23 protein-coding genes and 1 pseudogene are annotated in these 23,498 nt (G+C 57.3%); 13 read left to right on the forward strand and 11 right to left on the reverse strand.

What is annotated here, in order from left to right:
* Positions 1–43: 43 nt before the first annotated feature.
* From ACZ1HE_RS09395 to ACZ1HE_RS09415, 5 genes and pseudogenes are all read right to left on the reverse strand, one after another.
* A pseudogene (locus tag ACZ1HE_RS09395) lies at positions 44–1,400 on the reverse strand (glutamine synthetase family protein).
* Positions 1,401–1,497: 97 nt separating this feature from the next.
* On the reverse strand, positions 1,498–2,532 hold the full coding sequence (locus tag ACZ1HE_RS09400) for a TRAP transporter substrate-binding protein (RefSeq protein ID WP_472620519.1): 1,035 nt from the start codon (positions 2,530–2,532) through the stop codon (positions 1,498–1,500).
* A 50-nt stretch (positions 2,533–2,582) separates the two neighbouring features.
* Positions 2,583–3,908 (reverse strand): TRAP transporter large permease, encoded by a 1,326-nt coding sequence (locus ACZ1HE_RS09405; RefSeq protein ID WP_472620520.1) that lies wholly within the window; start codon positions 3,906–3,908, stop codon positions 2,583–2,585.
* Positions 3,908–4,426, reverse strand: a complete 519-nt coding sequence (locus tag ACZ1HE_RS09410; RefSeq protein ID WP_472620521.1) for a TRAP transporter small permease subunit — start codon at positions 4,424–4,426, stop codon at positions 3,908–3,910. The genes ACZ1HE_RS09405 and ACZ1HE_RS09410 overlap by 1 nt, the downstream gene beginning before the upstream one ends.
* Complete coding sequence (locus ACZ1HE_RS09415; RefSeq protein WP_472620522.1) at positions 4,423–5,220, reverse strand: N-formylglutamate amidohydrolase; 798 nt, start codon at positions 5,218–5,220, stop codon at positions 4,423–4,425. The genes ACZ1HE_RS09410 and ACZ1HE_RS09415 overlap by 4 nt, the downstream gene beginning before the upstream one ends.
* Positions 5,221–5,302: 82 nt before the next feature.
* Here ACZ1HE_RS09415 and ACZ1HE_RS09420 point away from each other — a divergent pair, with 82 nt between their 5' ends.
* Together ACZ1HE_RS09420 and ACZ1HE_RS09425 are read left to right on the forward strand one after the other, a co-directional pair.
* Positions 5,303–5,863 carry a MurR/RpiR family transcriptional regulator gene (locus ACZ1HE_RS09420; protein ID WP_472620523.1) on the forward strand — a complete coding sequence of 187 codons (561 nt, stop codon included), beginning with the start codon at positions 5,303–5,305 and terminating at the stop codon, positions 5,861–5,863.
* The gene (locus tag ACZ1HE_RS09425) at positions 5,839–6,240 is read left to right on the forward strand and encodes a MurR/RpiR family transcriptional regulator (RefSeq protein ID WP_472620524.1); all 402 of its coding nucleotides are present in this window, start codon (positions 5,839–5,841) and stop codon (positions 6,238–6,240) included. The genes ACZ1HE_RS09420 and ACZ1HE_RS09425 overlap by 25 nt, the downstream gene beginning before the upstream one ends.
* A gap of 190 nt (positions 6,241–6,430) precedes the next feature.
* Here the strand turns inward: ACZ1HE_RS09425 and ACZ1HE_RS09430 are convergent, their stop codons facing one another.
* On the reverse strand, positions 6,431–8,227 hold the full coding sequence (locus ACZ1HE_RS09430; protein WP_472620525.1) for a hypothetical protein: 1,797 nt from the start codon (positions 8,225–8,227) through the stop codon (positions 6,431–6,433).
* Positions 8,228–8,441: 214 nt separating this feature from the next.
* On the opposite strand from ACZ1HE_RS09430, the gene ACZ1HE_RS09435 reads away from it, so the two are divergent.
* The 11 genes from ACZ1HE_RS09435 (at position 8,442) to ACZ1HE_RS09485 (ending at position 17,739) form a co-directional block, all read left to right on the forward strand.
* On the forward strand, positions 8,442–8,720 hold the full coding sequence (locus tag ACZ1HE_RS09435; protein ID WP_472620526.1) for a hypothetical protein: 279 nt from the start codon (positions 8,442–8,444) through the stop codon (positions 8,718–8,720).
* 74 nt (positions 8,721–8,794) lie between these two features.
* The gene (locus ACZ1HE_RS09440) at positions 8,795–9,388 is read left to right on the forward strand and encodes a hypothetical protein (RefSeq protein WP_472620527.1); all 594 of its coding nucleotides are present in this window, start codon (positions 8,795–8,797) and stop codon (positions 9,386–9,388) included.
* Positions 9,389–9,487: 99 nt separating this feature from the next.
* On the forward strand, positions 9,488–10,273 hold the full coding sequence (locus ACZ1HE_RS09445; RefSeq protein ID WP_472620528.1) for an MBL fold metallo-hydrolase: 786 nt from the start codon (positions 9,488–9,490) through the stop codon (positions 10,271–10,273).
* 18 nt (positions 10,274–10,291) lie between these two features.
* Positions 10,292–10,696, forward strand: coding sequence for a hypothetical protein (locus ACZ1HE_RS09450; protein ID WP_472620529.1), 405 nt, complete (start codon positions 10,292–10,294; stop codon positions 10,694–10,696).
* 117 nt (positions 10,697–10,813) lie between these two features.
* Positions 10,814–11,620, forward strand: a complete 807-nt coding sequence (locus ACZ1HE_RS09455) for a transporter (protein WP_472620530.1) — start codon at positions 10,814–10,816, stop codon at positions 11,618–11,620.
* Positions 11,621–13,441: a hypothetical protein gene (locus ACZ1HE_RS09460; RefSeq protein WP_472620531.1), complete on the forward strand. Its 1,821-nt coding sequence runs from the start codon at positions 11,621–11,623 to the stop codon at positions 13,439–13,441.
* Positions 13,434–14,717, forward strand: coding sequence for a HupE/UreJ family protein (locus tag ACZ1HE_RS09465; RefSeq protein ID WP_472620532.1), 1,284 nt, complete (start codon positions 13,434–13,436; stop codon positions 14,715–14,717). The genes ACZ1HE_RS09460 and ACZ1HE_RS09465 overlap by 8 nt, the downstream gene beginning before the upstream one ends.
* Before the next feature lie 284 nt (positions 14,718–15,001).
* The gene (locus ACZ1HE_RS09470) at positions 15,002–15,148 is read left to right on the forward strand and encodes a hypothetical protein (RefSeq protein ID WP_472620533.1); all 147 of its coding nucleotides are present in this window, start codon (positions 15,002–15,004) and stop codon (positions 15,146–15,148) included.
* Positions 15,149–15,402: 254 nt separating this feature from the next.
* Positions 15,403–16,443, forward strand: a complete 1,041-nt coding sequence (locus ACZ1HE_RS09475) for an Ldh family oxidoreductase (RefSeq protein ID WP_472620534.1) — start codon at positions 15,403–15,405, stop codon at positions 16,441–16,443.
* A gap of 58 nt (positions 16,444–16,501) precedes the next feature.
* Positions 16,502–16,876, forward strand: a complete 375-nt coding sequence (locus tag ACZ1HE_RS09480) for a DUF4345 domain-containing protein (RefSeq protein ID WP_472620535.1) — start codon at positions 16,502–16,504, stop codon at positions 16,874–16,876.
* A gap of 5 nt (positions 16,877–16,881) precedes the next feature.
* A complete protein-coding gene (locus ACZ1HE_RS09485) occupies positions 16,882–17,739 on the forward strand; it encodes a DUF302 domain-containing protein (protein WP_472620536.1) in 858 nt (285 codons plus the stop codon).
* A gap of 20 nt (positions 17,740–17,759) precedes the next feature.
* Here the strand turns inward: ACZ1HE_RS09485 and ACZ1HE_RS09490 are convergent, their stop codons facing one another.
* The 5 genes from ACZ1HE_RS09490 to ACZ1HE_RS09510 form a co-directional block, all read right to left on the reverse strand.
* The gene (locus tag ACZ1HE_RS09490; RefSeq protein ID WP_472620537.1) at positions 17,760–18,218 is read right to left on the reverse strand and encodes a MarR family winged helix-turn-helix transcriptional regulator; all 459 of its coding nucleotides are present in this window, start codon (positions 18,216–18,218) and stop codon (positions 17,760–17,762) included.
* Positions 18,205–19,350, reverse strand: coding sequence for an Acg family FMN-binding oxidoreductase (locus ACZ1HE_RS09495; RefSeq protein ID WP_472620538.1), 1,146 nt, complete (start codon positions 19,348–19,350; stop codon positions 18,205–18,207). Before ACZ1HE_RS09495 ends, ACZ1HE_RS09490 begins: the two co-directional genes overlap by 14 nt.
* 406 nt (positions 19,351–19,756) lie before the next feature.
* Complete coding sequence (locus ACZ1HE_RS09500; protein WP_472620539.1) at positions 19,757–21,070, reverse strand: aspartate aminotransferase family protein; 1,314 nt, start codon at positions 21,068–21,070, stop codon at positions 19,757–19,759.
* A gap of 11 nt (positions 21,071–21,081) precedes the next feature.
* Positions 21,082–23,295, reverse strand: a complete 2,214-nt coding sequence (locus ACZ1HE_RS09505) for a GcvT family protein (RefSeq protein ID WP_472620540.1) — start codon at positions 23,293–23,295, stop codon at positions 21,082–21,084.
* A gap of 31 nt (positions 23,296–23,326) precedes the next feature.
* Positions 23,327–23,494, reverse strand: a complete 168-nt coding sequence (locus tag ACZ1HE_RS09510) for an FAD-dependent oxidoreductase (RefSeq protein ID WP_472620541.1) — start codon at positions 23,492–23,494, stop codon at positions 23,327–23,329.
* Between the last annotated feature and the right edge of the window lie 4 nt (positions 23,495–23,498).

Here is a 23,498-nt window from a genome sequence, read left to right on the forward strand (position 1 = left end):
CAAAAATACTCCGGGGTCTGGGGCAGCGCCCCAGTCCGACATATCAAGCTTTTTCGAACCCGCGCGCGATTTCCCAATCGGTCACCACGCGGTCGAACTCTTCCTGCTCCCACTCGGCGCAGCGGGTGTAGTGATCCACTGCCCAATCCCCCATGGCCTCGCGCAGCATGGTCGAGCCGCGCAGTGTTTCCACCGCATCGCGCAGGGTGCGCGGGATTTCGCGGGCGTCGCTGTCCTCATAGAGATCACCTGCCGTTGGCGGTGCGAGCTCCAGTTTTTCCTCAATCCCTTTCAGGCCAGCGGCCAGCAGGGCGGCTTGCGCCAGGTAAGGGTTCAGATCAGAGCCACCGATCCGGCATTCCATGCGCACACCTTTGGTGCCTTCGCCACACATACGGAACCCTGCCGTGCGATTGTCCACCGACCAGACGGTCTTGGTGGGGGCGAATGTGCCCTTCATGAAGCGTTTGTAGCTGTTAACGTAAGGCGCCAGGAAGAAGGTGTAGTCGGGCGCATATTTGATCATGCCCGCGCAAAACTGCTTAGCCCAGCTCGCTCAGCCCGTGGGGGGCGTCGGCGTCGTAGAATTCAGGGTTGCCATCGCGCCACAGCGAGAGGTGCACATGGCTGGCCGAGCCGACCCGGTCATGGTGCCATTTCGGCAGGAACGACGCGGCGTGGCCGTGGAAATGTGCGATCTCCTTGGTCGCATGTTTGGCGATGGTGTGGTTGTCGGCGCAAGCCAAAGCATCGGCGTAACGGATGTTGAGCTCTTCTTGCCCTGCCTCTGCTTCGCCTTTGGTGTTTTCCACAGGAATTCCAGCAGCATAGAGGTGATTGCGGATGGGCCGCATCACGTGCTCTTCCTTGCTGGTTTGCAGGATGTGATAGTCCTCGTTGTAGCCTGAGATCGGCGTCAGATCCCTGAAATCACCTGCGCGGATTTCGTCAAAGGTGCGGTCGAACAGAAAGAACTCCAGCTCGGTCGCCATCATCGGCGTCAGGCCCATGGCTTCGGCGCGGGCGACTTGTGCCTGCAGGATCTGGCGGGGGGAATGGGGGACCGGTTCATGCGTGTGGTGATCCAACACATCGCAGAGCACCATCACGGTGCCCTCTAGCCAGGGCATCGGACGTAGGGTGGAAAGGTCGGGTTTCATGACATAATCGCCATAGCCTGCCTCCCAGCTGGTGGCCTTGTAGCCATCAGGCGTAGCCATCTCCAGGTCGGTGGCCAGCAGGTAGTTGCAGCAGTGGGTTTCCTCGTATGCACTGTCGAGGAAGTTCTGAACGTGAAAGCGTTTGCCCATCAGGCGGCCCTGCATATCCACAAGACACACCAGAACCGTGTCCACCTCGCCCGAGGCGGCCTGTTGCTTGAGGGTTTCGAATGTCAGCATGACGCACCTTTTCTGTGGTCGCGGGTCGTTTGCATGACCCGGAAATGTTCAGTGTGGGATGTCTGGCCCGCACAGGGCGGACCAGACTTGTTTCATATCAGCCGTAGCGGTAGGGGCGACCGGCCTTTTCCATGTCCGCATTGTACTGCTTGAAGATCTCGACAACCTTGGCTTTGGTCTCGGACTCGGCGGCGATTTCGTCCCAGAAGACGCGCGCGGCGGCCTCGACTGTGGCCCATTCTTCGTCGGGGATCGAGGTCAGCTCCATCTTGGGGCCATTGACCCGCAGGTTGGCTTCGCCACCCCAATACCACCACTGGCGGTAATAGTGCGACTGGTCACAGCAGACGCGGAACAGGGTTTGCAGGTCTTCGGGCAGTTCGTTCCAACGATCCATGTTGGCAAAGAACGATCCGGCCCATGCGCCCGAGATGTTGTTGGTCAGGAAGTAGTTGGTCACATCGGCCCAGCCAACGGTGTAGTCCTCGGTGATGCCCGACCACGCGATGCCGTCCAGTTCGCCGGTTTGCACGGCAACCTCGATGTCTTCCCACGGCAGGGTGACCGGCACGACGCCGAACTGAGCCAAGAAGCGGCCCGCTGTGGGGAAGGTGAAGACGCGCTTGCCCTTGAGGTCGGCCAACGAGCGGATCGGGTCTTTGGTGGCAAAGTGGCAGGGGTCCCAGGAACCCGCGCTGATGTGCTTGACGCCGACCTTTGAATATTCCGCGTCCCAGATCTCGTTCAATCCGTACTGGTTGAACAGCACCGGCACATCCAGCGAATAGCGCGAAGCGAAGGGGAAGTAGCCGCCAAAGACCGTGACTTCGGTGGGCGATGCCATCGAGTCGTCGTCCGACTGCACCGCGTCAATGGTGCCGCGCTGCATGGCGCGGAACAGCTCACCCGTGGGGACCAGCTGATCGGCGTAGAACAATTCGATCTGCATGCGATCGCCCGCGATGGTGTTGAACATCTTGATCGCCGGATCAATTACGTGCTCGGCCAGGGCCGCGCCAGCATATGTCTGCATCCGCCATTTGATAGTGGACTGCGCCAGCGCCGGAGTGGCCAGCGGGGCCGCGGCGGTGCCGACGGCGGCGGTGGTTAAAAACTTGCGTCTTGTCGTCATTGGTACTCTCCCATGATTGGTGTCAATTCTGCGCCCCGGTGTTGCCGGGATCAGTTGTTGTAAACGTAGTCGGGTAGCCACAGCGCGATCTGCGGGAAGGTCATGATTGTGGCGAGCGCCAAAGTCATCACCAATACAAAGGGCAGGATCGAGCCGTAGATGTCGCGCAGGGTCACCTCGGGTGGGGCCATGGCGCGCATCAGGAACAGGTTATAGCCAAAGGGCGGGGTCATATAGGCGATCTGGGTGGTGATCGTGTAAAGCACGCCGTACCAGATCAGATCGAACCCAAGCTCACCCACCAGCGGCACATAAAGCGGGGCGACGATGACCAGCATGGCCGTGTCATCCAGAAAGGTGCCCATCAGGATAAAGCTCAGCTGCATCAGGATCAGGATCATCCAAGGGGACAGGCCGAGTTTTTCGGTGAACACGCTTTCGATCGCCTTGACGGCACCCAGCCCGTCAAAGACCGCGCCAAAGGCCAGAGCAGCCAGGATGATCCACATGAACATGCAGGAAATACCCAAAGTTGACCGAACGGATTTCTCGAATACTTCGCGGGTCATCCGCCCCTTGAGAACGGCGGCGGCAAAGGCCGTCAGCGCGCCGATGGCCGAGCTTTCGACAAGCGAGGTCCAACCGTTCACGAAGGGCACCATCATGGCGGCAAAGATGCCCAGAGGTAACAAGCCAGAGCGCAGCAGGCGCATCTTTTCCGCCATCGGCACATCGCGCTCTTCTTTGGGCAGGGCGGGGCCAAGCGCAGGATTCATCCGGCAGCGGATCACGATATAAAGGATGAACATCGCGGCCATCATCAGCCCGGGCACAACGCCCGCAAGCCACAGTTGGCCCACCGGTTGGCGCGCAATCATCGCATAAAGCACCAGCACGACTGACGGAGGCACAAGGATACCAAGGCTGGAACCCGCCTGGATGACCCCTGTCACCATTTTCTTGTCATAACCGCGTTTCAACAACTCGGGCAGGGCGATGGTCGAGCCGATGGCCATACCGGCCACTGACAGACCGTTCATGGCCGAGATCAGAACCATCAAACCGATGGTGCCAATCGCCAGACCGCCGTTCAGGCCGCCCATCCAGACGTGAAACATCTTGTAAAGGTCGTCGGCGATTTTACTCTCGGACAGCACATAGCCCATGAAGATGAACATCGGCAGCGTCAGCAGCGGATACCACTTCATCAGCTTCATCGCCGCCGAAAAGCCCAGATCATAGCCGCCACGATCCCCCCAGAGCAGAAGCGAGGCCATGACAGCCACAAACCCGATGGCCCCGAACACGCGCTGGCCGGTCAACAGCATCAGCATCATGGTCGAGAACATGAGGATCGCGATCAACTCGTATGACATCAGGTGGTCTCCTTCGGAATGTCTTCTCCGCGGATACGCAGGATGTCTTTTAGAAGTTCGGAAATCGCCTGCAGCAGCATAAGGAACAGACCAACACACATGATTGTCTTGATCGGCCACAGATAGGGGCGCCAGGCGGTGGGGCTGCGCTCACCGTATTGGAACGAATAGCTAAGGCTGTCATAGCCGCCATAGAGCATGACGCAGAGGTAGACGATCAGGAAGAACACGGTGAACGCGTCGGTCCAGGCCTGCCGTTTGACCGACCATTCGCCATAAAGCAGGTCCATCCGCACGTTGGAGCCCATCTGGATCGAATAGGGCCCACCCAGAATGTAATAGGCGACCATGGCGAACTGCGCCATTTCCAGCGTCCAGAGGGAAGGCAGAAAGAAAGTCTTCGAGATCGAAGACCAGAGCAGAATGCCCATCATCACAAAGATACCGTACATCACCACCCGGCCAATGAGCCGGTTCATCCCGTCGATCCAGGCAATGTAGCGCCGCGCGAGGGTCATGTCGTGGCCTCCCCAGTTATTTCCAAGGCAGACAGTTGTTTGACCATCTGTGCCAGCATCGGTGCCAGCAGGCCCGAGATTCGGTTGACGCCCGCAGGCGAATTGATCAGGTCATTGCGCACTTCGATCATTACATTTGGCAATCCGCGCTTTAGGCCATGTTCACGTAACGTGTGTGTGACACCGTCGGTTGCTGAATAGGGCTCGTTTAACGCAGTTTCGAGGCCGCTGCCTTGCGCCGCTTTCAGCAACAGTTGCGCGGCGCGATCGTCAGCGTCGTGCAAGATGCCCAATTCGACCGTGCGCGGTTGGCCACGGTAGATCGGAGTGAAGCTGTGGATGGTGACCATCACGGGCGGCGTGGAGCGCGCGTCCAGGGATTGGCTCAGCAATTTGCGGAAAGGGTCATAAACTTCGGTTATGCGAGCATTGCGCTGGGCGTCTGATAGGGCGTCATTGCCCGAAATATCGAACCGCTCGCTTTTGGACGGGATGGCGTCGGGTGCGGACGGGGGGCGATTGCAGTCATAGACAAGACGGCTGATGCGGGAATGGACCAGTGGAGCATCAAGTGCACCCATCAGTTCGACCGACAACTCCAATGCACCGATGTCCCAGGCGGCATGAGAGTGCGCGGCCTCGTCGCTCAACCCCAGACCATTCAAGCTGGAAGGGATGAAACGGCTGGCGTGTTCACAGACCAGGAATGCCTGACCTTGGCCGCGCACGTTTAAAGCGCGCGCCGCAGGGCGCTCCAGTTCGGACAGGAGAGGTGACTCGGGTTTGGCAGACATGTGTAGCATTAGTTACAGCCAGCCATCGCCTGTCAATATAATTTCTGTAGACATCTCTACATTGCTGGTTAGGCTGTAGCAAATGCTATACGGACGTTGCCGATTGGCGTCGTCCAGAGCCGATGCGAAAGAAGAGGGCCTGCCCGTGACCCCGACAACCAAGCTTGTGAAGCAATTGCTACAGGACCATACCGCCGAGTTGACGCCGTCGGAACGGCAGCTGGCCTCGGTCTTGTTGCAGGACTATCCGATGGGCGGGCTGCAATCGATCACCAAGCTGGCGTCGTCTGCGGGCGTGTCGACACCCACGGTCATTCGCATGGCGCGTAAGCTGGGATTCGATGGCTTTCCCGATCTGCAGGATGCACTGCGCGAAGAGGTCGCGGCGCAGATCAAACAACCGCTGTCCAAGCGCGACGCCTGGATGGTGGATGACAGTGCGGAACATCCCCTGATGCGGTTTGCGCAAGTTGTCTGGACCAACATGCGCCACACGTTGGAACGGGTGGATACCGAGATGTTCGACTCTGTCGCGCGGCTTTTGGCAGACAAATCCCGCCCCCTGTACGTGGTGGGGGGCGCATTACCCGGTCGAACGCGGATTACCTGTTCAACCACATGCAGATCATCCGCCCCAACGTGACCATGCTGGGCAATTCCGCCAATGTCTGGCCGCAGTACCTGCTCGACATGGACAAAAACTCGGTCCTGGTGATCTTTGATATCCGTCGGTACGAGGCGCATCTTGAGAAACTTGCCCAGATCGCGAGCGAGCGCGGGGTGACGGTGGTGCTGTTCACCGATCAATGGGGCTCTCCGATCGGGCGCTGCGCGGACTACACGTTCAATGGCCTGGTCGAGGCACCGTCGAGTTGGGACAGCACCATGGCGATCCTGCTGATTGTCGAGGCCTTGATCGCCGAAGTGCAGGGTGCGCGGTGGGAGGAAAGCAAGGAGCGGATCGAAGAGCTCGAGTCGATGTTCTCGTCAACACGACTGTTCCGCAATCAGGGGAACTGACGGCGAGAATCATCGGTTCCAATGGCCGATTTGCGCAGGAAGCGGCCTTTGCAAAGTCGCACGCCTGGCCCGAAAGAGACATTCTCAAAACTTCCTGCGCCGCGGTGCGGCTACTTCAAACCGGTCTTTCGCTGCCACCTCTACGTTGTAGGCGCTTCGAGCATAGGCGATACGCGGCGATTTCAAGTAGTTATCGAGTGTCGGCCAGAGATTTGGCCTTTGCATACTCGTCCAATAGCGGTTGCATCACTTTTGGATCGTAAACTACTCTTTCCAGCCACCATCTGAGCGGGAACGTTTCACCTTCGGCAATCAACGCAGAGAGGCTTTTGAGTATTTCATTTTCTTCTTCGAATTGCTCGAGCGCAGCGTAACCCGCGGCCTGATAGACCATCATATGTGGTCCCGAAGGTCCGCCGATGTCCAGATTTTCCTGTAGCGTGTCAAGGCTATCCCGGTAGCGACCTGCATGGAATTGAGACACCCCCAGAATATTTCTGTAGGGCCGCCGAATATTGAGGGGGTCCAGACTTAGAGACCGCTTTAGCGGCGTGATGGCTTGTTCTGCCTTGCCAGCGTACAAAAGGAACATCCCGAGATAGGCCTGGGCCAAGCTGGAGCTCGGTTCTTGCTCGACCGCGCGCTCACCGAAATTAATCGCCGGTTGCGGATTGCCGGTCACAATTTCAAGAACCCCCAAAGTCAAAAGAGCACGTACATTGGCCGGGTCCATGTCCAGCGCGCTGTCGGCGTATTGCCTGATCACGTCGCGCGTTTCCTGCGTGTTCGGAGCAAGTCCAAACCAGGTTCGATGTGATTCTGCGAACGCCAGTCCCGCATGCCCATGTGGAGCATTTGGCTCAAGCTTTACAACACGTAGCAACAAGGATTGCGCCGCGTCAAACCTCGAAGGATCGCTTGGTGGGTGAATGATGTCCAACGCTTGCTGATACAGGATTTTGGCGTCCCGACGTGTCCAGCGCGCATCCTCAATCCGCGAGGTCAGTTCCGGAAACAGCTCGATCGAGAAGGTGGAGCTGATCTCGCGTGAAATCTCGGTTTGGGTATCGAAGCGTTCCGCTGTTTTGTAGTCGAACCGCTTGGCCCAGATTTCACTGCGGCTGTCCACGTCGACTAGACCAATGTTGAGCCGATAGCCCTCTGTCATGGTCTGTAGGCTGCCCCGTAAGACATGTGTGGCGCCCAATTTTTGCCCCTCGTCGACCAGATCGATAGACTTATCGGACAACCTGGCTGTTGACGCGTATGATATGACGCGAAGCCCCTGCACGCGTGCTAAGTCAGTTGTAATGTCCTCGGCGATCCCACGAGCCGCCACGGACACAACAGCGCTGTTTCCCAACGGGTTGAACGGCATCACGGCAACGATCGGCAATTCTCCCCACAGATTATTGTCTATCTCCGCATGATCCGTAGGTACATTTTCCGGTCTGAGATTTTGAAACACAAGTGATCCCGTCACGGCCACCAACAGCGCAATCAGAACCAACAAAAGCCAGTTTGGAGCGAGTCGACCGGACTTACCTGACGCGCTGTCCCGCTTCGAAGGATTGGGAGATGTCGCAGATACATTCCTAAAGTCAAACGATGGCACATATGACCCTTTGGGAATGGTGATCACTAAAGGGTCGTCACTTCCGTCAGTAAGGTAATAGTGTTCCAGCTCGCGTCGCAGGCGGCGCGCTTCCAAACGAACGACAGGATCAGCGGTTGCGTCGAAATCCTCTGAGCGACCCAGGACGGAAACGCCAATCGAATACCCTTTCAAACGATCAGCACGTCCGGCCAAAGTTTCTTCAACGATGTATTTGAGAAATGCACGTCGACGATCATTCGCACCGAACTGAGAGCTCTGGAACATACGCGCGATCTGATCGTTGATCGCAACCTGCTCCGAAGGTGGCGCTGACTTCTGTTCGGAAAACTCACTTTCCATCGAAGCGTCTGCTGGCTGATTTCGTTCCATCCACTCTATCCCAACAGTATCCGGCTGTGTCGTGTTTCGTCCAGTATTACATTCAAACAAAAGCATTTTTAATGTTCATAACACGTTCCGAACATGTTCAATACCCCGGCCCACCGGCCCTAGTTGTTAGTCTGGGAATGCCACGGAGCGTCCACACGGAAGCACCGCTGGCTGAATTTCTCACTGCCGCCAGAGGTCTTTGCAGGGGGAGCAAGTGGAAAACTATCTCGCTGCCGGGTGTTCCGAACTAGTGAAACAGTCACCCAGCGATGAATTTGCAATCGGGTCTTTGTCACGAAGCGATCCAAAGTTTCAGACCATCTGCCGTGATTTCGGCGAGGCGCTGACTGCGCTCCGCGGTTTTCAGGAGCAAGGAGAACGCGGAAAGACCAGAACGGCTGAATTCCAACAGATCTGCGAGGATCTGAGGATCGAACTGATGGAACTCGTTGATCAGGCCACGACCCGAACCAAGGCGCGGGGTCAGCAATAGTATTCGCAAGGGCCGCCGGAATGTGCAGCTTGCCCGACACAGCGAACTGAGATCACGCACGCAAGGAGACGAAAATGATCAAACAGACCTGCAGAACGCTTGCTTTTGCATTCCCGATTGTGATCGGTCTCATATCTGCGGTCCACGCACAGGATGGCAGCTCCGAGGAGTGCAAAGCGTTGTTCGTGCACAATGCCGGTTCGGTGTCCATGACCGGTGATACGATAACCATGAAAGACGCCAGCCCGATGGTCACGTTCTTCTGCGACCGTCCGGTTCGGTATGCAGGTGTTCTGAGTTTACAAGGCTTTCTGGATATGGTGTCCGAAGGCAACGACAGTTTTGCCGAAAATCCACCCAATGCCGTTTTGTCCATTGTTGCGAATGACAAGCAGCCTGTCGACGTCGTGGTCGAACTGTCGCTACGCCCGCAAATAGGGGCAGGAACGATCACATATCCCGGCGTCAAGGTGATCACAGGTGACATTTCGAATGCCACTGGTCCGGGCACGTTGTTCATCGACCATTTTGGCCACCCGATGTCGCCGGGCTCTGTAGCTGGCGTGCATCGTCGAAACGAGCGTCGAGAAGTGCGTGATTGCAGAGCCGACAATCTGAATGACCCTAACGATTTCTGTAATTGCGGCGCCGGTCTCGTCTGCAACTGAAACAGGAGAAAGCAGTCGAGATCCTCGGACCAAGGACCGATTTCAGGAGAACCGATATTGCTGCCCCGCATGCGAATAATAGAAACGATGGAGGAAGTTATGTTTTCAAAATTTTGTAGACGATGTCTAAATGTGGCCCTGGTCTGCACAGCAACGGCCCTGACTTTCGGCGCTGCGTCGGTTCACGCCGAAAACCTGCCGACAGGGCGAACCGCAACGCAGATCAACGACGACGTTTATCCCGCCAGCTATTTCCCGAATACGGAAATCCTGAAAGCCGACGAAATGCGGGTCACTGCTTTGGGAACCGGCATGCCAAACCAGACCAAGGCGGCTGTGTCCATTTCCTTTCTTGTCGAACTTGGCAATGGTGATGCGTTCCTGTTCGACATCGGCATGGGCTCGATGGGTAACCTGTTTTCCATTCGCCCGGATTTCTCAAAAATAGACAAAGTCTTTATCAGCCACCTACATGTCGACCATGTCGGCGATCTCATGGGATTGCACGTCGGCAGCTGGCTGTCCGGACGCTACACAGCTTTGCGGATCTTTGGCCCCACCGGCTCGACAGAGGAATTGGGTACCAAAGCCTTCGTCGAAGCCAGTAAGGCTGCCTATGCGTGGGATCTGGAAGGTCGCACTGGCGCATTGCCGGATGACGGTGCCAAGCTTGAGGTAACGGAATTCGACTACATGCAAGAAAACGAAGTGGTCTACCAGGAAAACGGTGTGACCATCCGGTCCTGGCTCAGCGATCCACAGTTTGGATGGGTCGGTGAGTTACTCGCTGGAATGGAACGGATTGAAGTATGTATTCGGTGGAGACACGTATCCGAACAAGTGGTACGTGAAATATGCAAAAGGCGCAGATCTTGCTACGCATGAGGCATTTCTCCCCCCAAAGTGCTAGCGCCTTATTTCGGCTGGAGCCTTAGGCAAGCCACATATGTCGCAACGCGCGTTCATACCGAACCAGCAGCTTTTGGAAAAGTCATGGCCGAGGTTAATCCGCGTCATGCCGTCGGCTATCACTCGGTTTTGTCACCGGAAAACTATCAGGCGATCCTAGAGGGCATTCGCACGACCTATGATGGCGAATTGACCTTGGCCCGAGACCTAACGGTCATCAATCTGACCAAGGACAAGATCGTCGTACGAGAAGCATCGGTAGATGAATATGCACTGCCACCGTCCGTGTCGCAGGCCTACATTGACGCGCCGAGATCCAAGGAAAAGGAACCGTCCAACAAGGTTCTGGCGGGAAAGTGGAAAGAGTACACCCCGCCCAAAATGCCAGAAGACAAATGACCCAACAGCAAAAGGCGCGCCTTAATCGGGTGCGCCTTTCTGTAGCAACATATTTGTAGCTTTGGCGGATCGGCGTTTTGAATCTTTGACCTAATGGGTCAGGAAAGGAAGAGTTTGATGTCAACCGCAGTCAAGTTCCCGATATATTTCCCGGTTGGAAAGATTGTGGTGGTATCAATTGCGCTGATCACATCGCATTCAATCCCCGCAGCGGCAGATGATTCAGAATTGGCCAAGAAATTGTCCAACCCGCTGGCGTCGTTGATCTCGGTTCCGCTCCAGTTCAATTACGACTCGGGCTATGGCAGCGCCGAAGGAAATCAAACTACGCTGAACATTCAGCCTGTCATACCGATTTCGCTAAGTGAAAATCTGAACCTGATCACCCGGACGATCATTCCATACAAATGGCAGAACGATGTCTCAGGCCTGTCCGGGCAGGAAAACGGGTTTGGAGATACGACGGTGAGCCTTTGGTTCAGCCCAACCAATTCGTCCTTCACATGGGGCGTTGGACCGATTTTCTATTTGCCCACGTCCAGCAACCGTGACTTGGGCGTGGGCGAGTGGGGCGGAGGTGTTACCGGTGTCGTGCTCTTGCAGGATGGGCCCTGGACTATCGGCGGGCTCGCCAACCACGTCTGGTCATTTGAAAGCAGCAAAATCAACTCGACTTATGTTCAGCCTTTCCTTGCGCACACAACAAAGAACGCCTGGACGTACACTGTGAATTCTGAATCAACTTACGACTGGAACACGAATGAGTGGACTGTTCCGGTGAACTTCCTGATTTCAAAACTGCTCACGTTTGGCGGTCAGCGCGTGTCGATCCAGGCAGGCGCGCGCTACTATCTAACGTCGCCAGCGTCTGCTCCTGATGGCTGGGGCGCCCGATTATCCATGACGTTTGTGTATCCGAAATAGTTGGATGGAGGGCGCACTAGCGTCGATACGATCAATGATGAGATTGTCAAAACAGATCAGTTACTTGTTGGCAATATTCACGATTTCCGCTTTGGCGACCTTTGCAAGGGGGATGTGACCCCGTTCAACGGGGCCGAGGTCGCAAACAACATCGCTGTATTCCGTATAGAAGATGAAGGTATTCGCCTGGAACTGGAGATTTATCCAGAGGATTTAGCGTTGTTCGAACGCGTGTTATCACCACAGACTGGGTCTGGTCCTCAATCGAAGCAGGCGACGTTCGACCCGATTTCCGGCCATATCCTGAGTGATTTCTTGATGTCGCGCTCCGACGGGCAATCGCTGCCGTTTCAATTGCTAAAGGTTGAACACAGGAAACGAATTGACCGTGCGTCCCCATTCGCCGGAATGATCGATCCCCTTTCCGGAGGCAAATTTCCAACTCCGCCGACAAACTCAGATGTGCTTTTTCTTGAGGCATTCTACAACCTTGAAGGGGCGCGTCCCGAGACTCTATTCATTCGTCCACCTTATGCCGAAGATGGCACTCCTGCCGCCTCAATTGGGTTCATGGTGTTTGACCGCTCGCTCCCAGTTACCCGGTTCAGTTTTTTTGAGAGGGAAATGCAACTCGCGATCAACTGGCAAGATCCGTGGTTAACTGCATTCAAAAATCCAAATCTCAATCGCTCGACACGCAGTGGCACCACGTCTTTCCTGTATGTCGAGTCGCGCGAGATCCGACACGAAATCCTTATTCGGGTTCGGGAACTCGCGCCTTGGATCGGTCAGAACCTGACGACAGGTTTTGAGTTGGACCCTGCGTATCAATCGCAATTCCTGGCCGCCGCCCTTGAAGAGTTCGCGGCCCGGAACCCGGTGAGTATCGCGGGTGTTTCCGTTGAACCCACATCAGCCCATGGTACTTTTCTGACATTGGGAGAACGCGGGTTTGAGGTGGTTGATGGATCACCGCCGCTTGTTGCTGACACGACGTTCGTTGGCGTGATGCTGACCTATCCGGTTTCGGAATTGCCAACTTCAGCGTCGATAACCTGGGATATGTTCAATGATACCATCCAGAAAGTTCCGGTGACACTGACCGATGCTGCAGGGCCATTTTTGGACTGGGCATCTCCGGATAGCCCTGAAGTCTTTTGGACCAACCATCTCAAACGACATGTAAATCCTCAAGTCGAACCAGTTCATGCGGCAGGCATTGTATTTGTACCGCTTTGGACGCTTGCCTCCATTACCCTTTCGATCAGCGCAGGTGTGATCGCGTTCCGCAAGATGGAAGTGCAATGGCGCTTTGTCTTTGGCCTCGTTTCAATTGGCTGCTTAATCGTGGGCATCATGTTTCCCGGAAAACACACAATTACAATTCTAAATTCGCGTTCAGGTCAGTCCGATAGCGAGATCGCGGCGGAAGTTCTTTCCCGGCTTTTGGCCAACAAATATGTGGCAGCTCTAGAGGTATCACCCGCCGAGCGAAAAGCGGCGCTTGAGCCAATTGTCGTCAATGCATCGCTCGCGGATGTGGCCGCTGAGCTTGAGACGAACCTCGCGATCCGGGTGCCCGGAGGGGGCCGGGCGAAAGTCGTTGATGTTGCCGACGTCGTTATCGTCGATGGCAAAATGAATCGCCGAGGAGCTTTCGAAGGCGTCGCGCAGTGGCGCGTAGCCGCCCGCGCCGGGCACTGGGGCCACGATCATCGTCGACAAGTTGAATATCGCGCCCGTGTAGAGTTTCGGCCAGACCGGGGAAACTGGGCAATCTCGGCAATCACTGTGTTGGGGGCTCGTACACCAGATGTCTAACTACCTGCGAAAAGTGCTTCTTGTCTGGATAACCGTCTGCTTGGTCGTTTCGGCAGTTGCAGTTCAGGCGCATTTTCTTCTGAACCTCAATGTACGCGTGTTTCATGTCGAACACACCCGTGACGGACTCCGCGTTTTTCTTAGAATGCCAATGCCTTATCTTGTAGCGGACAAAACGGGTGATCCCACTGGAGAGGGCCTTCCCTCGGCGGCCCCATTTACTAGAAACACGTTTGAAGAAGGCAGAGTGGTTCACTACCTCAATCCGGCTGAAGTTTTCACAGATCCGCTTGGTCTCGGTCGTCTCGCAGAAGTCGGCACGGTGTTAGAGATCGGCGGGGAACGTGTGCTTGGTACAGTTGAATCCGTTTCGATCCACCGGGTGAGCAACGAACCTGGCTTTGCGACCCTTGGTGAGGCCAAATATGCCGTTTCCAAAGGATCAACCCTGTCTGCCACTTCACCGGTTTATGTTGGCGACGTGGTTGTTGATGTAACGATATTCTATGAGCTCGTGCGCCCGCCATCGTCTTACTCTCTCTCAAGTCTTCTGGACCCTGGCTTGCCTGACCAGAAAATGACCGCCAACCTCATCCTTGACTACAGTTCCAGTGATCCTCTTGTCTTTCGAACCCGTGGGTTGATGGCGGAACCGGTCGAAATCTCCCGGTCCAGAATAGCGGGAATTGCGACCTTTGTCTGGGAGGGCGTTCGTCACATTCTGGAAGGCATCGACCATGTTTTGTTCGTCATTTGCCTTGTCATCGGCGCGCGCGGCTTGCACGCACTCCTCTGGCGGGTCACTGGGTTTACCGTTGGGCACAGTGTTACACTTTCACTGGGTTTCTTTGGCTTTGTACCTTCTGGTGCTTGGTTCGTCCCTTTCGTCGAAACTGGAATTGCGCTGTCTATCATCTATGCGGCATTTCTGGCGGTATCAGAGGACAACTCGGAGGCCGCTTCCAACAGAAAGATCTTTGTAACAACCGTCCTGATGGGCCTTCTTCATGGCTTGGGATTCAGCTTCGTCCTGCATGAAATTCTTCAAGTGACCTCACCAAATATCTGGCAAAGCCTGCTGGCCTTCAATATCGGCGTTGAAGTTGGGCAGCTGGCCATTGTTTTGATGACTTGGCCGCTATTGGCCTTGTTCACAAGGCTGGGGCCAAACCCGGAGATGACGTTGAGGGTGTCGATAGCAATCGGTTGCGGCACGATCGCAAGTTGGTGGACCTTTGAACGTGGTAAAGCCTTATTAGAGATACTTCCCAGTTAAGGTACAACACTCGGTCCCGTTCAAGAAACCTCAGTCATCATTAACCATACGCCAGACTCTCGAATGTCTGCTTTCACAATGAGACAGAATACTATGGGGAAACAGCGAAACTCCGGTTCCCGCCGGAGATGCAAGACAGCCATGTCCGCTTTGGGCTGAGAGCGGTTGGTTTTGGCTCTCCTTTGATGCGTGTCCGAGATCGAAAGTAGTTGTCTCTTTGCGCAGTGACTCTTTCGTGCATCGACCTATCCTTGGATCGAGAAAAATCTACAGAGGGTGAGTACATGTTGACACGTCTTCAATGTCTGTTCCTGGTAGGGGTCATCTCGGGTCTTGCAGCATGTGTGCCGGAGCCAGGGACGCAAGCCTATCAGGACTATCAGGTGCACAAAGCAAACCGCAATTCGGTGATGGGCCAGGGCGGCCGATAAGCATCGATTAGAGGTTTTCAGGATTGCTAGACCTCTGAATGAGCCTATCCTTCTGCGGTCACTGATGTCCGCTTTGGGCTGGAAACGCTCATTGTTGATACAGCGTCCAACGTCGGCACAATCCGCATAGGTGGAGTTGGGTCAGAGTTGAGTGTCGTGACAGTCAAATCTCTCAAAAGCCGAAATTTCTGCGCGCCAGAGATCGGGTGTGTTTATTGTGAGCGGACGTTATGGGCGCGGCGACGGGGGCAGGGATGGCAAGCAAGTACAGCGCGGATACGGAACGGGTGGCGGTGGATGCGGCGCAGGCGCGATCTCTGGCGCAGGCCATCATGGCGGCCAAGGGATGTCCTGAGGACATCGCAGAGGAGGTGGCGATGCATCTGATCGACGCCGATTGGTCCGGGGTCGAATCTCATGGGGTTTGGCGCATCCTGCCTTATGCCGGATACTACGATAGCGGATACCTCAAAGCCGACGTGAGACCCGAGCTGAAGCAGAATGCTCAAGGGGCCTGGATCGTCGATGGTCACGGCGGGATCGGTATCTCGGCGATGAGCATCGCCACGCGGGATGTGGTGGCGCGCGCAAAGGTCAGCGGGATGGCGGCGATTGCCTTGCAGAAAGTAGGACACACGGGAAGGTTGGGGGCTTTTGCTGAAGAGGCCGCCAAACAGGGTTGTCTGATCATCATCATTGGTGGCGGCGGGCGTAAGAACTGGCGGCTGGTTGCCCCGTACGGGGGGCGAAAGGCGCTGATGTCCACAAACCCTTACAGCATCGGCATTCCTGGCGGGGACCGTGGCCCGGTGGTGGTGGACTTTGCCACCTCTGCTGTTGCCGCGGGCTGGGTCTATGGCGCCAAGATTGCGGGTGCGCACTTGCCTGAAGGGGTGTTGATCGACAAAGACGGCGCGCCCACCACTGAACCGCAGGACTATTTTGATGGCGGTGCGATCCTGACGGCAGGCGGAGCCAAGGGGTATGCGCTGTCTGTGGCGGCCGAGATGATCGCCGAGGCGCTGTTGGGGCCTGCGACAACCGAATGCAATTGGCTGATGCTGGCGATGGATTGCACGATGTACCGCGAGCCCACACAGATGCAGGGCATCGCCGAAGAGATATTGGACGAGTTCCGCAACTGCCCCCCGGCGGCAGGATTTGACAAGGTAGAGATTCCCGGAGAGCGCGAAGCCGACGCGCGAACACGAAACCAGGGCAAGCCAATTTCCCTTCCCCTGGCAACCTGGAAACATATTATCAAATTAGCAGATGATTTGGGTGTTACCCATTAAGGCAGGTAAAGCTTTGTCCGTCTGTGCTTTGAAACTGAATTGAAGAGCGGAGACTATTGTGACGGATCGATTGGTTCTTTTGTTGGGCGCTGTTGGGTTGGTTCCAATTGCCTTGTCCTATGGGGTGATGCCTCAGACCACTGTGACATGGTTGTTTGGCTTTCCCGTAGAGGGGACAAACCAAACCCATATCTTTCGTGCCATCATGGGGCTCTATCTGGCAAACGCCGCCTTTTGGCTGCTTGCGGTGTTTCGGCCCGGGCTGCGTAGAACTGGACTGTGGGTGATGGTGCTTTTCATGGTCGGGCTGGCGATGGGGCGTCTGTTGAGCATCGTGGTTGATGGGATGCCCGGTATCGTGCTTTGGGCCTATCTTGGGGCAGAGGTGTTTTTCGCCGTGCTGGCAATCAATTGCCTGAGACAGGTGGAGTGACCTTCATGACGCTTAATAGACATTTCATTGCGGGGTCGATTGTCGCTCTGCTCGTTGTAGGTACGGCCGCCGCACAACAGAGTATTCAAAATCAGGTGGACCAAAATGCCGAAGCCGTTCAGAGAGCGGCAGATGCGGCGGGGTTGGATGCTGTCGTGGCTATTGATCACGCCCGACTGGCCGCGGCTGAAGGTGTCGAGATGCCAGCCTCTCGCGTGCAGGTGTTTTCCGATGCCAGCCTCAATACGGCGATACTGTCACAGAACATCAGGGCGGGTCTGGATCTGCCTTTGCGAGTCCTGTCGTATGATCAGACGGGTCAAGCGACGGTCATGTACACCGATTTTGCCTTTCTTGAGAAACGCCATGGATTGACGTCTGCGGAGCTGGAGAATGCCTTCAGCGCAAAGATTGAAACAGCTTTGTCCCCGGTAGAGGCGATTACGGCCCGAACCGAGGGGTTGACCGAAAACTACGGCGTTCTGGAGCTGACTTCGGCCCATGGGCATTCCGACACCATTGAAAGGCTGCGCGCAGCTGTCATGTCACAAGGCGATACGGTCTGGTTTGCAGATGTGGACTTTACCCAGGACGCCAAGGCGCTGGGCCATGATCTGGGACCGGCAACGCTGTTGCTCTTTGGTGGTCCTGCACCGGGTGGGGTGGCCATGGCGCAGTTTCCGTCCATCGGGCTGGACGCCTTTTGTCAAAAGCTGTTGGTGTATGAAGAAGCGAACGGTGTGGTCAAGGTCATCTACAACGACATCGCGGCGCTGGCCGAGCTTCACTATGGGCAAACCATCAAGCCACACCACCAGTTGAACGAGCGGTTGACTGCTACGTTTTCAAAGGCCGTCAAATAGCGCCTCACTTCATGCGGTGATCATTCGCCCTCGCGCTTTTTATCCAGGTATTCTCGTACCTCAACCAGCATTGGCAAGGCGTCAGTTATGCGCGTTACGTCGATGCGCTGGGCCATCTGCGCCATGTCCGGGCCAAGGGCTGCGATGGCATCCTCGCGGAACGCGCGACCCTGATCCGTGAGACGCACGAGCTTTGACCGGCTGTCTGTGGGGTTCGGTTCAAACGCGATTAGCCCAGCCTTTTGCAGCCCTTTGAGCGTGTGGGTCATCGAGGTTTTCGGTACTTGCAGTGCCTGCGCGATCGACAGCGGCGTGCGGCCATCGCCCAGGCGGGTCAGGTGGTTGAGTACTGCAAAGTGTGAGACCAGGAATCCGTCGGGCAGACGGGTTTCGAACAGGCGGCTGGAAAGTTGGCTAATGATCCCGATCTCGTTGAAAAGGGCAAAGATCGTTGGAATGTCCTGTTCAGGTTTGGACAAGTTTTGCCTCCAATGGCCAGCGTGGGCTTGGCGCCACCTGCGGACCGTAACCGATGCGGGCAAACATTTGAACCGTTCCTCCGCTTGGGGCTAGGCGGTTGTGGATGTCGCGATAAAACCCCGCCATTTCAGGATATTCCTGCAAGGCTTGGCTAAGGGGCTGCATGCCCAGGCCAATGCCCGTAGCGGCCAGGTTAAGTCTCACCCAATCGGCGCCAGCGGCGATCTGATCGCGGCGGCTGTTGGTCTTGGTGACCAGCCAGATGTGCCCCATCGCCGTATCGGTGTTGGCAAAGACCGCATCCAGCCCACCGGTATAGGCCAACGAGGTTGTGTCCAGCGCCACGTCGCGTGTGAATAGGCCGGTCATGTGAAGCGTTTCGAACATGGGTCCGGTAAAGTCGATGCCATCGGGATTGGCATCGACTTCGCGATGGCCGATGCGGAACAGATCAACACTTTCCTTGTAAGTCGCCGGTGTTTCGATCTCGATCCTCAGCGCGTCGTGCGACAACTCGCGAAAGGTGGCGATGTCGTCAGGCTCTATCGAGCCGCCAAAGGTTGTTGCGGTTGCGGCGGCTTGCAGGGTGGCAAGTTCGGCCGGAAGAACCGCACGAGTGGTGTCAAAGGGCTCTTTGAGAGAGCGGCGGTTCATCACATGGGCAAAGAGCGGATCTGGGCGCTGTTTTGGATCTTTGGTAAATCTGGCGCGGGCGATGGGGCGATGGTCGAGCGTCGCCGGGTCTTCGCCTTCGGGGAAAAGATCCAGATCGACGCGATAGCCGTCCTGGGCGGCAGCCATGCGCATGACCTCTAGGAAACAGCCAAGGCCGATGGTGATCTGACGGCTGAAGGGGTCGGTTTCCGGTAGAATCCGATCCGGATCGCAATTGAGGGTGACCTCATCGTCTTGGGACAGGTCAACCACCCAAGGCTGCCGGTTGTGCGGGTTGGGGGCGAGCAGGGCAAAGGAAAGCGCGTTACGGCGTGGCTCGGCGTATTGCCCGGCAAGGGACCAGGGGCGCAGGGCCTGGTTAGGGCGACGGGTGACGGTGTATCCGGCAGTGGCAGTGGCGGCGACGATGCAACCGCCGCCAATCAGTGCAAGGGTCTTCCGGCGAGAAAGGGACATGAGGGCTCTCCATTTGGTGCGATATCGAATTAAATAGTGCGAAATCGAACTAATGCAAGGAGTGTTGAAGGACATGGTGCGCGAAATGGCGGGGGGCTCCCGCCCGTCGTCAATTTTTCTGACGAAAAACCTCCTCCCGTTGGGCCGGGCCTCGCTGCGCTCGGCGTTTGGCATTTGTTGTGAATCAGTCGCCCCAAGCGGGACCGCGCCGAGCCAAAGGCGAGGCGCCCGACCCAAGGCCGTTGGCGGGGCTGGCGAAGCCAGGATCGCTCGGGTGCGGGAGCACTCCCGGATCACCGCAAGATCTCAGATCACAAGAACGCCCGCTCCATCAGGAACGGGCGTTGGCGCATGTCCTTGCGCCATCTCGTGAATACCAATCATACTCCGCGAGAGTTCATGACCTTCAGAGCGATGAGAACGCCTGGTCCAGGCCGTCCGCCACGCGGTCAACATCTTCGAGCGTGAGACACATGGGCGGCACCATTCGCAGCGAGCTTTGGAAGGGGCCGGATTTCGACAGGATCAAGCGTTGCGCGCGGCAGTGTTCGAACACGGCGGAGGTGGTTGCCGCGTCGGGTTCCTTGGTCTTGCGGTCCTTGACCATCTCAATGGCCAGCATCAAACCCCGCCCGCGCACATCGCCAATGGCGGCGTGTTTGCCCTTAAGCTCGTGCAGGCGCGCCAGCAGCGCAGCGCCAACGGTCTTAGCGTTCTCCATCACCTTGTCTTCGCGAATGACTTGCAGCACCGCGCGACCCGCCGCACAGGAGGTCGGGTTGGCGCCATAGGTGTGGAACATGAACTTTTCGGCCATGGGGGCCGCGATCTCTTTCTTCGCCACCACAGCCCCGATGGGGAAGCCATTGCCCAACCCCTTGGCCATCACGACGATGTCTGGCACCACGCCGTCCGCCTCGAACCCCCACATGTGATCACCGGTTCGGCCAAAGCCCGATTGCACTTCGTCCGCGATGTAGAGCCCACCTGCCGCACGGACCCGCTCGGCCGCGCCTGACATATACCCCTGTGGCATTTCGATGATGCCGCCGTAGCCCTGGACACTTTCTACAAACATCCCGGCGATCTGACCGGTGGTGGCGGTGCGGATGGTCTGGTCGATCTCGTCCAGATAGGGCGCGGCCCCGGCGTTTTCGCCAAAGATGCCGCGATATTGGTTGGGTTCTGCCACAAAGGCCACGTTGCCGGGCATGCCGGGATGGCGCCAGCCGCTGATGCCGGTGAGCGACTGCGCGGAGGCGGTGGGACCATGATAGGCGGTTCGCAAGGCCAGCAGGTCCAGATTGCCTGTGTAGCTGCGCGCCATGGTCATCGCCAGATCAACAGCCTCGGACCCCGAGTTGGTGAAATGCACCACCCATTCGTGGCCCTTGGGCATGGTCGCGGCCAGTTCTTCTGCCAGATGCGCAGGGGTGGGGTGGTAGAACATCGTCGTGCAATGGGTCAGCTGTTGCGCCTGCTCCATCGCGGCGGCCACCACGGTGGGATGGGAATGGCCGACCGAGATGCAGACATTCATGCCCAGAAGGTCGGTATATTTGTTCCCCTCGGCATCCCACAGGTACTGCATCGACCCTTTCTGGAACACGATTGGGTCCTTGAAGGGGACAAACTTGCGCTGACTGGCGGCGTAGTAATTGTCGCGTCGGGCGGCGGTGGCCTCGGTGGACCATTCGGTGTTGAGCGGTTGGTGGGTCATGCTTGCCTCCCTCAGGCTTTCAAGCGCAGGTTTTCGGGGTCAAAGGGTGCGTCTGGCAGGATCGTGGCCTGCGTCCTGCGCCCCAGAATGGAAACGGTGAGATTCTCGCGCGCTCTGCGGTCGCGCAGATAGGCGAGCGCCAGTGTTTTTCCGGTGCGATGGCCATGGGCACCCGAGGTGATAACGCCAACGATTTCATCGCCTTGCAGGACAGAGTGCGCGTAGAACGGATCGAACTCGGGATCGTGGATTTCGAGCAGGACCATGTCCCAGCGGTCATCTTTGGACTTGCGTTCCAGCATTGCCTCGCGCCCGGTAAAGGCGCGGTCCTTGGCGCGGGCGAACATGCCCAGACCGGCTTCGTGCAGGGTGCGTTCGGTGGTCAGGTCGCTGCCCCAGCCGCGATAGCCCTTTTCCAGCCGCATGGAGTTGGCGGCATATGCGCCGTAATAGCCCATCTCAAGCGGTTTTCCGGTGGCCTCAAGCGCCAGAAACACCTGTTCTGCGTCGGCGCGGTCCATGTGCAGTTCCCACCCAAGTTCACCCAAGTAGGAAACCCTCAGCGCGCGCACCTGTGCGCCCGCCACGTCGATCACCTGTGCGTTGAGCCGGGGGAAACCGTTGCCCAGATCAGCGTCCGTATGCTGGCTCAGGATCTCACGTGACAGCGGCCCCATCAGGCCGATAACCGCCAGCTCTTCGCAGCGGTTGGTCACGGCAACGTCGAACCCTTCGGCATGGGCTGCCAGCTGATCCATGTCGATCTCTTCTGCCGCCGCAGCCGAGGTCAGATAAGCGTGGGTGTCGCTGAGCATGGTCACGGTGAATTCAGACAGAACACCGCCCGCCGGGGTCAGCACATGGGTCAAGCCAATACGCCCATTGGCAGGCGCGCGGTTGGCACCCAGGCCGTCGATGAAGGCACGGGCATCCGGGCCGGTGATGTCGAATTTCGAGAACACCGACAGGTCGGCCAATGCGGCCTTGGTGGTGACGGTCTCGACCTCTTTGGCGACATGTGGGAACCAGTTCGGGCGACGAAAGCTCTCATGCGCGATGTCGCCCTGTTTGTCCGAGAACCAGTTGGGCCGTTCCCAGCCATAGGCCGCGCCCATGACGGCGCCACGTTCCACCATCAGATCATGCAGCGGTGACAGACGCTTGCCGCGTCCGGCGGGGCGCTCTTCGAACGGGTAGTGCACGCCGAACTGCAGGCCAAAGCATTCGATCGCCTTTTCCACGCGATAATCGCGGTCAGCCCAGTTCCCGAACCGGCGTGAATCCACCGCCAAAGCATCCATAGGCGGCGCGCCGTGAGTCATCCAATGCGCCAGGAACCAGCCCGAGCCACCGCCCTCCATCACGCCCATACTTGACCCGGTCAAGAGCCAGGCGTTCTCCAACCCATGCGCAGGGCCGATCAGAGGGTTGGCGTCCGGAGTAAAGGTGATCGGGCCGTTCACCACGGTTTTCACGCCGCCATTCATCAGGGCCGGGATACGCTCCATGGCGGCCTCGATTATGTGTTCGACCCGGTCCAGATCGGGCGGCATCAGGTCGGCGCCAAACTCGGGCGGTACGCCGTCGACCGACCAGACCTGCGCCTCTTTCTCGTAAGGGCCAAGGATCAGCCCGTCGCGTTCCTGGCGCACATACCAGCTTTCTTCGGGGTCGCGGATCATTGGCAGTTCGGGCAGTTTGGCATCGATGCGCTCGGTAACTTCGGGCACCGCGTCGGTTACCAAATATTGGTGCAGCACCGGTACGGACGGGATGTTGAGCCCCATCATGTGCCCGATCTCCCAGCCCCAGGTTCCAGCCGCATTGACGATATGCGTGGCGCGGAACGTCTCCTTGGCGGTCTCTACGATCCACTTACCATCCTCTCGCCGGATGGATTGCACCGCATTGTAGCGGCTGATCTTGGCTCCGTTGCGCGTGGCCACCTGCGCCATCGCATTGGTGGCCAGCGTCGGATCCACATGTCCGTCATCGGGCTCATAAATGCCCCCCAGCAACCCGTCCAATTTCGCCAGCGGGTGCAGTTCGGCGATCCGTTCGGGCGTCAGCACCTCCAGCGGATATCCGGTGAAATCCGACAGGCCCGCGACATGACGGAACTCATCCATCCGATCTGGGTTCGAGGTGATGCGCATCGCGCCAGAGCGGTGAAAGCCGCAGTTCTGCCCGGTCTCCTCCGGCAGGATGTCGCGATACAGGCGCACGGAAGTGGCGCGCAGCTCTTGAATGGTCGGGTTATGCGCAAAATGTGTGCACAGGCTTAAGCAGCATGCCGGTGGACCCGTGGGTGAGGTCGTTCTTTTCGACCAGCACCACGTCGCGCCATCCGGCCTTGGTAAGGTGGTACATCAGCGACACGCCCATGGCGCCGCCACCAATGATCAGGACCTGTGCGTTGCTCATCCGC

The organism is Falsiruegeria sp. JB4-1 (genome assembly GCF_055693495.1).

Coding starts and splice junctions, on each gene's coding strand:
- ACZ1HE_RS09400 (WP_472620519.1), bottom strand. CDS start 2,532: ATGACGACAAGACGCAAGTTTTTAACCACCGCCGCCGTCGGCACCGCC.
- ACZ1HE_RS09405 (WP_472620520.1), bottom strand. CDS start 3,908: ATGTCATACGAGTTGATCGCGATCCTCATGTTCTCGACCATGATGCTG.
- ACZ1HE_RS09410 (WP_472620521.1), bottom strand. CDS start 4,426: ATGACCCTCGCGCGGCGCTACATTGCCTGGATCGACGGGATGAACCGG.
- ACZ1HE_RS09415 (WP_472620522.1), bottom strand. CDS start 5,220: ATGTCTGCCAAACCCGAGTCACCTCTCCTGTCCGAACTGGAGCGCCCT.
- ACZ1HE_RS09420 (WP_472620523.1), top strand. CDS start 5,303: ATGCTATACGGACGTTGCCGATTGGCGTCGTCCAGAGCCGATGCGAAA.
- ACZ1HE_RS09425 (WP_472620524.1), top strand. CDS start 5,839: ATGCAGATCATCCGCCCCAACGTGACCATGCTGGGCAATTCCGCCAAT.
- ACZ1HE_RS09430 (WP_472620525.1), bottom strand. CDS start 8,227: ATGGAACGAAATCAGCCAGCAGACGCTTCGATGGAAAGTGAGTTTTCC.
- ACZ1HE_RS09440 (WP_472620527.1), top strand. CDS start 8,795: ATGATCAAACAGACCTGCAGAACGCTTGCTTTTGCATTCCCGATTGTG.
- ACZ1HE_RS09445 (WP_472620528.1), top strand. CDS start 9,488: ATGTTTTCAAAATTTTGTAGACGATGTCTAAATGTGGCCCTGGTCTGC.
- ACZ1HE_RS09455 (WP_472620530.1), top strand. CDS start 10,814: ATGTCAACCGCAGTCAAGTTCCCGATATATTTCCCGGTTGGAAAGATT.
- ACZ1HE_RS09465 (WP_472620532.1), top strand. CDS start 13,434: ATGTCTAACTACCTGCGAAAAGTGCTTCTTGTCTGGATAACCGTCTGC.
- ACZ1HE_RS09470 (WP_472620533.1), top strand. CDS start 15,002: ATGTTGACACGTCTTCAATGTCTGTTCCTGGTAGGGGTCATCTCGGGT.
- ACZ1HE_RS09475 (WP_472620534.1), top strand. CDS start 15,403: ATGGCAAGCAAGTACAGCGCGGATACGGAACGGGTGGCGGTGGATGCG.
- ACZ1HE_RS09485 (WP_472620536.1), top strand. CDS start 16,882: ATGACGCTTAATAGACATTTCATTGCGGGGTCGATTGTCGCTCTGCTC.
- ACZ1HE_RS09495 (WP_472620538.1), bottom strand. CDS start 19,350: ATGTCCCTTTCTCGCCGGAAGACCCTTGCACTGATTGGCGGCGGTTGC.
- ACZ1HE_RS09500 (WP_472620539.1), bottom strand. CDS start 21,070: ATGACCCACCAACCGCTCAACACCGAATGGTCCACCGAGGCCACCGCC.
- ACZ1HE_RS09510 (WP_472620541.1), bottom strand. CDS start 23,494: ATGAGCAACGCACAGGTCCTGATCATTGGTGGCGGCGCCATGGGCGTG.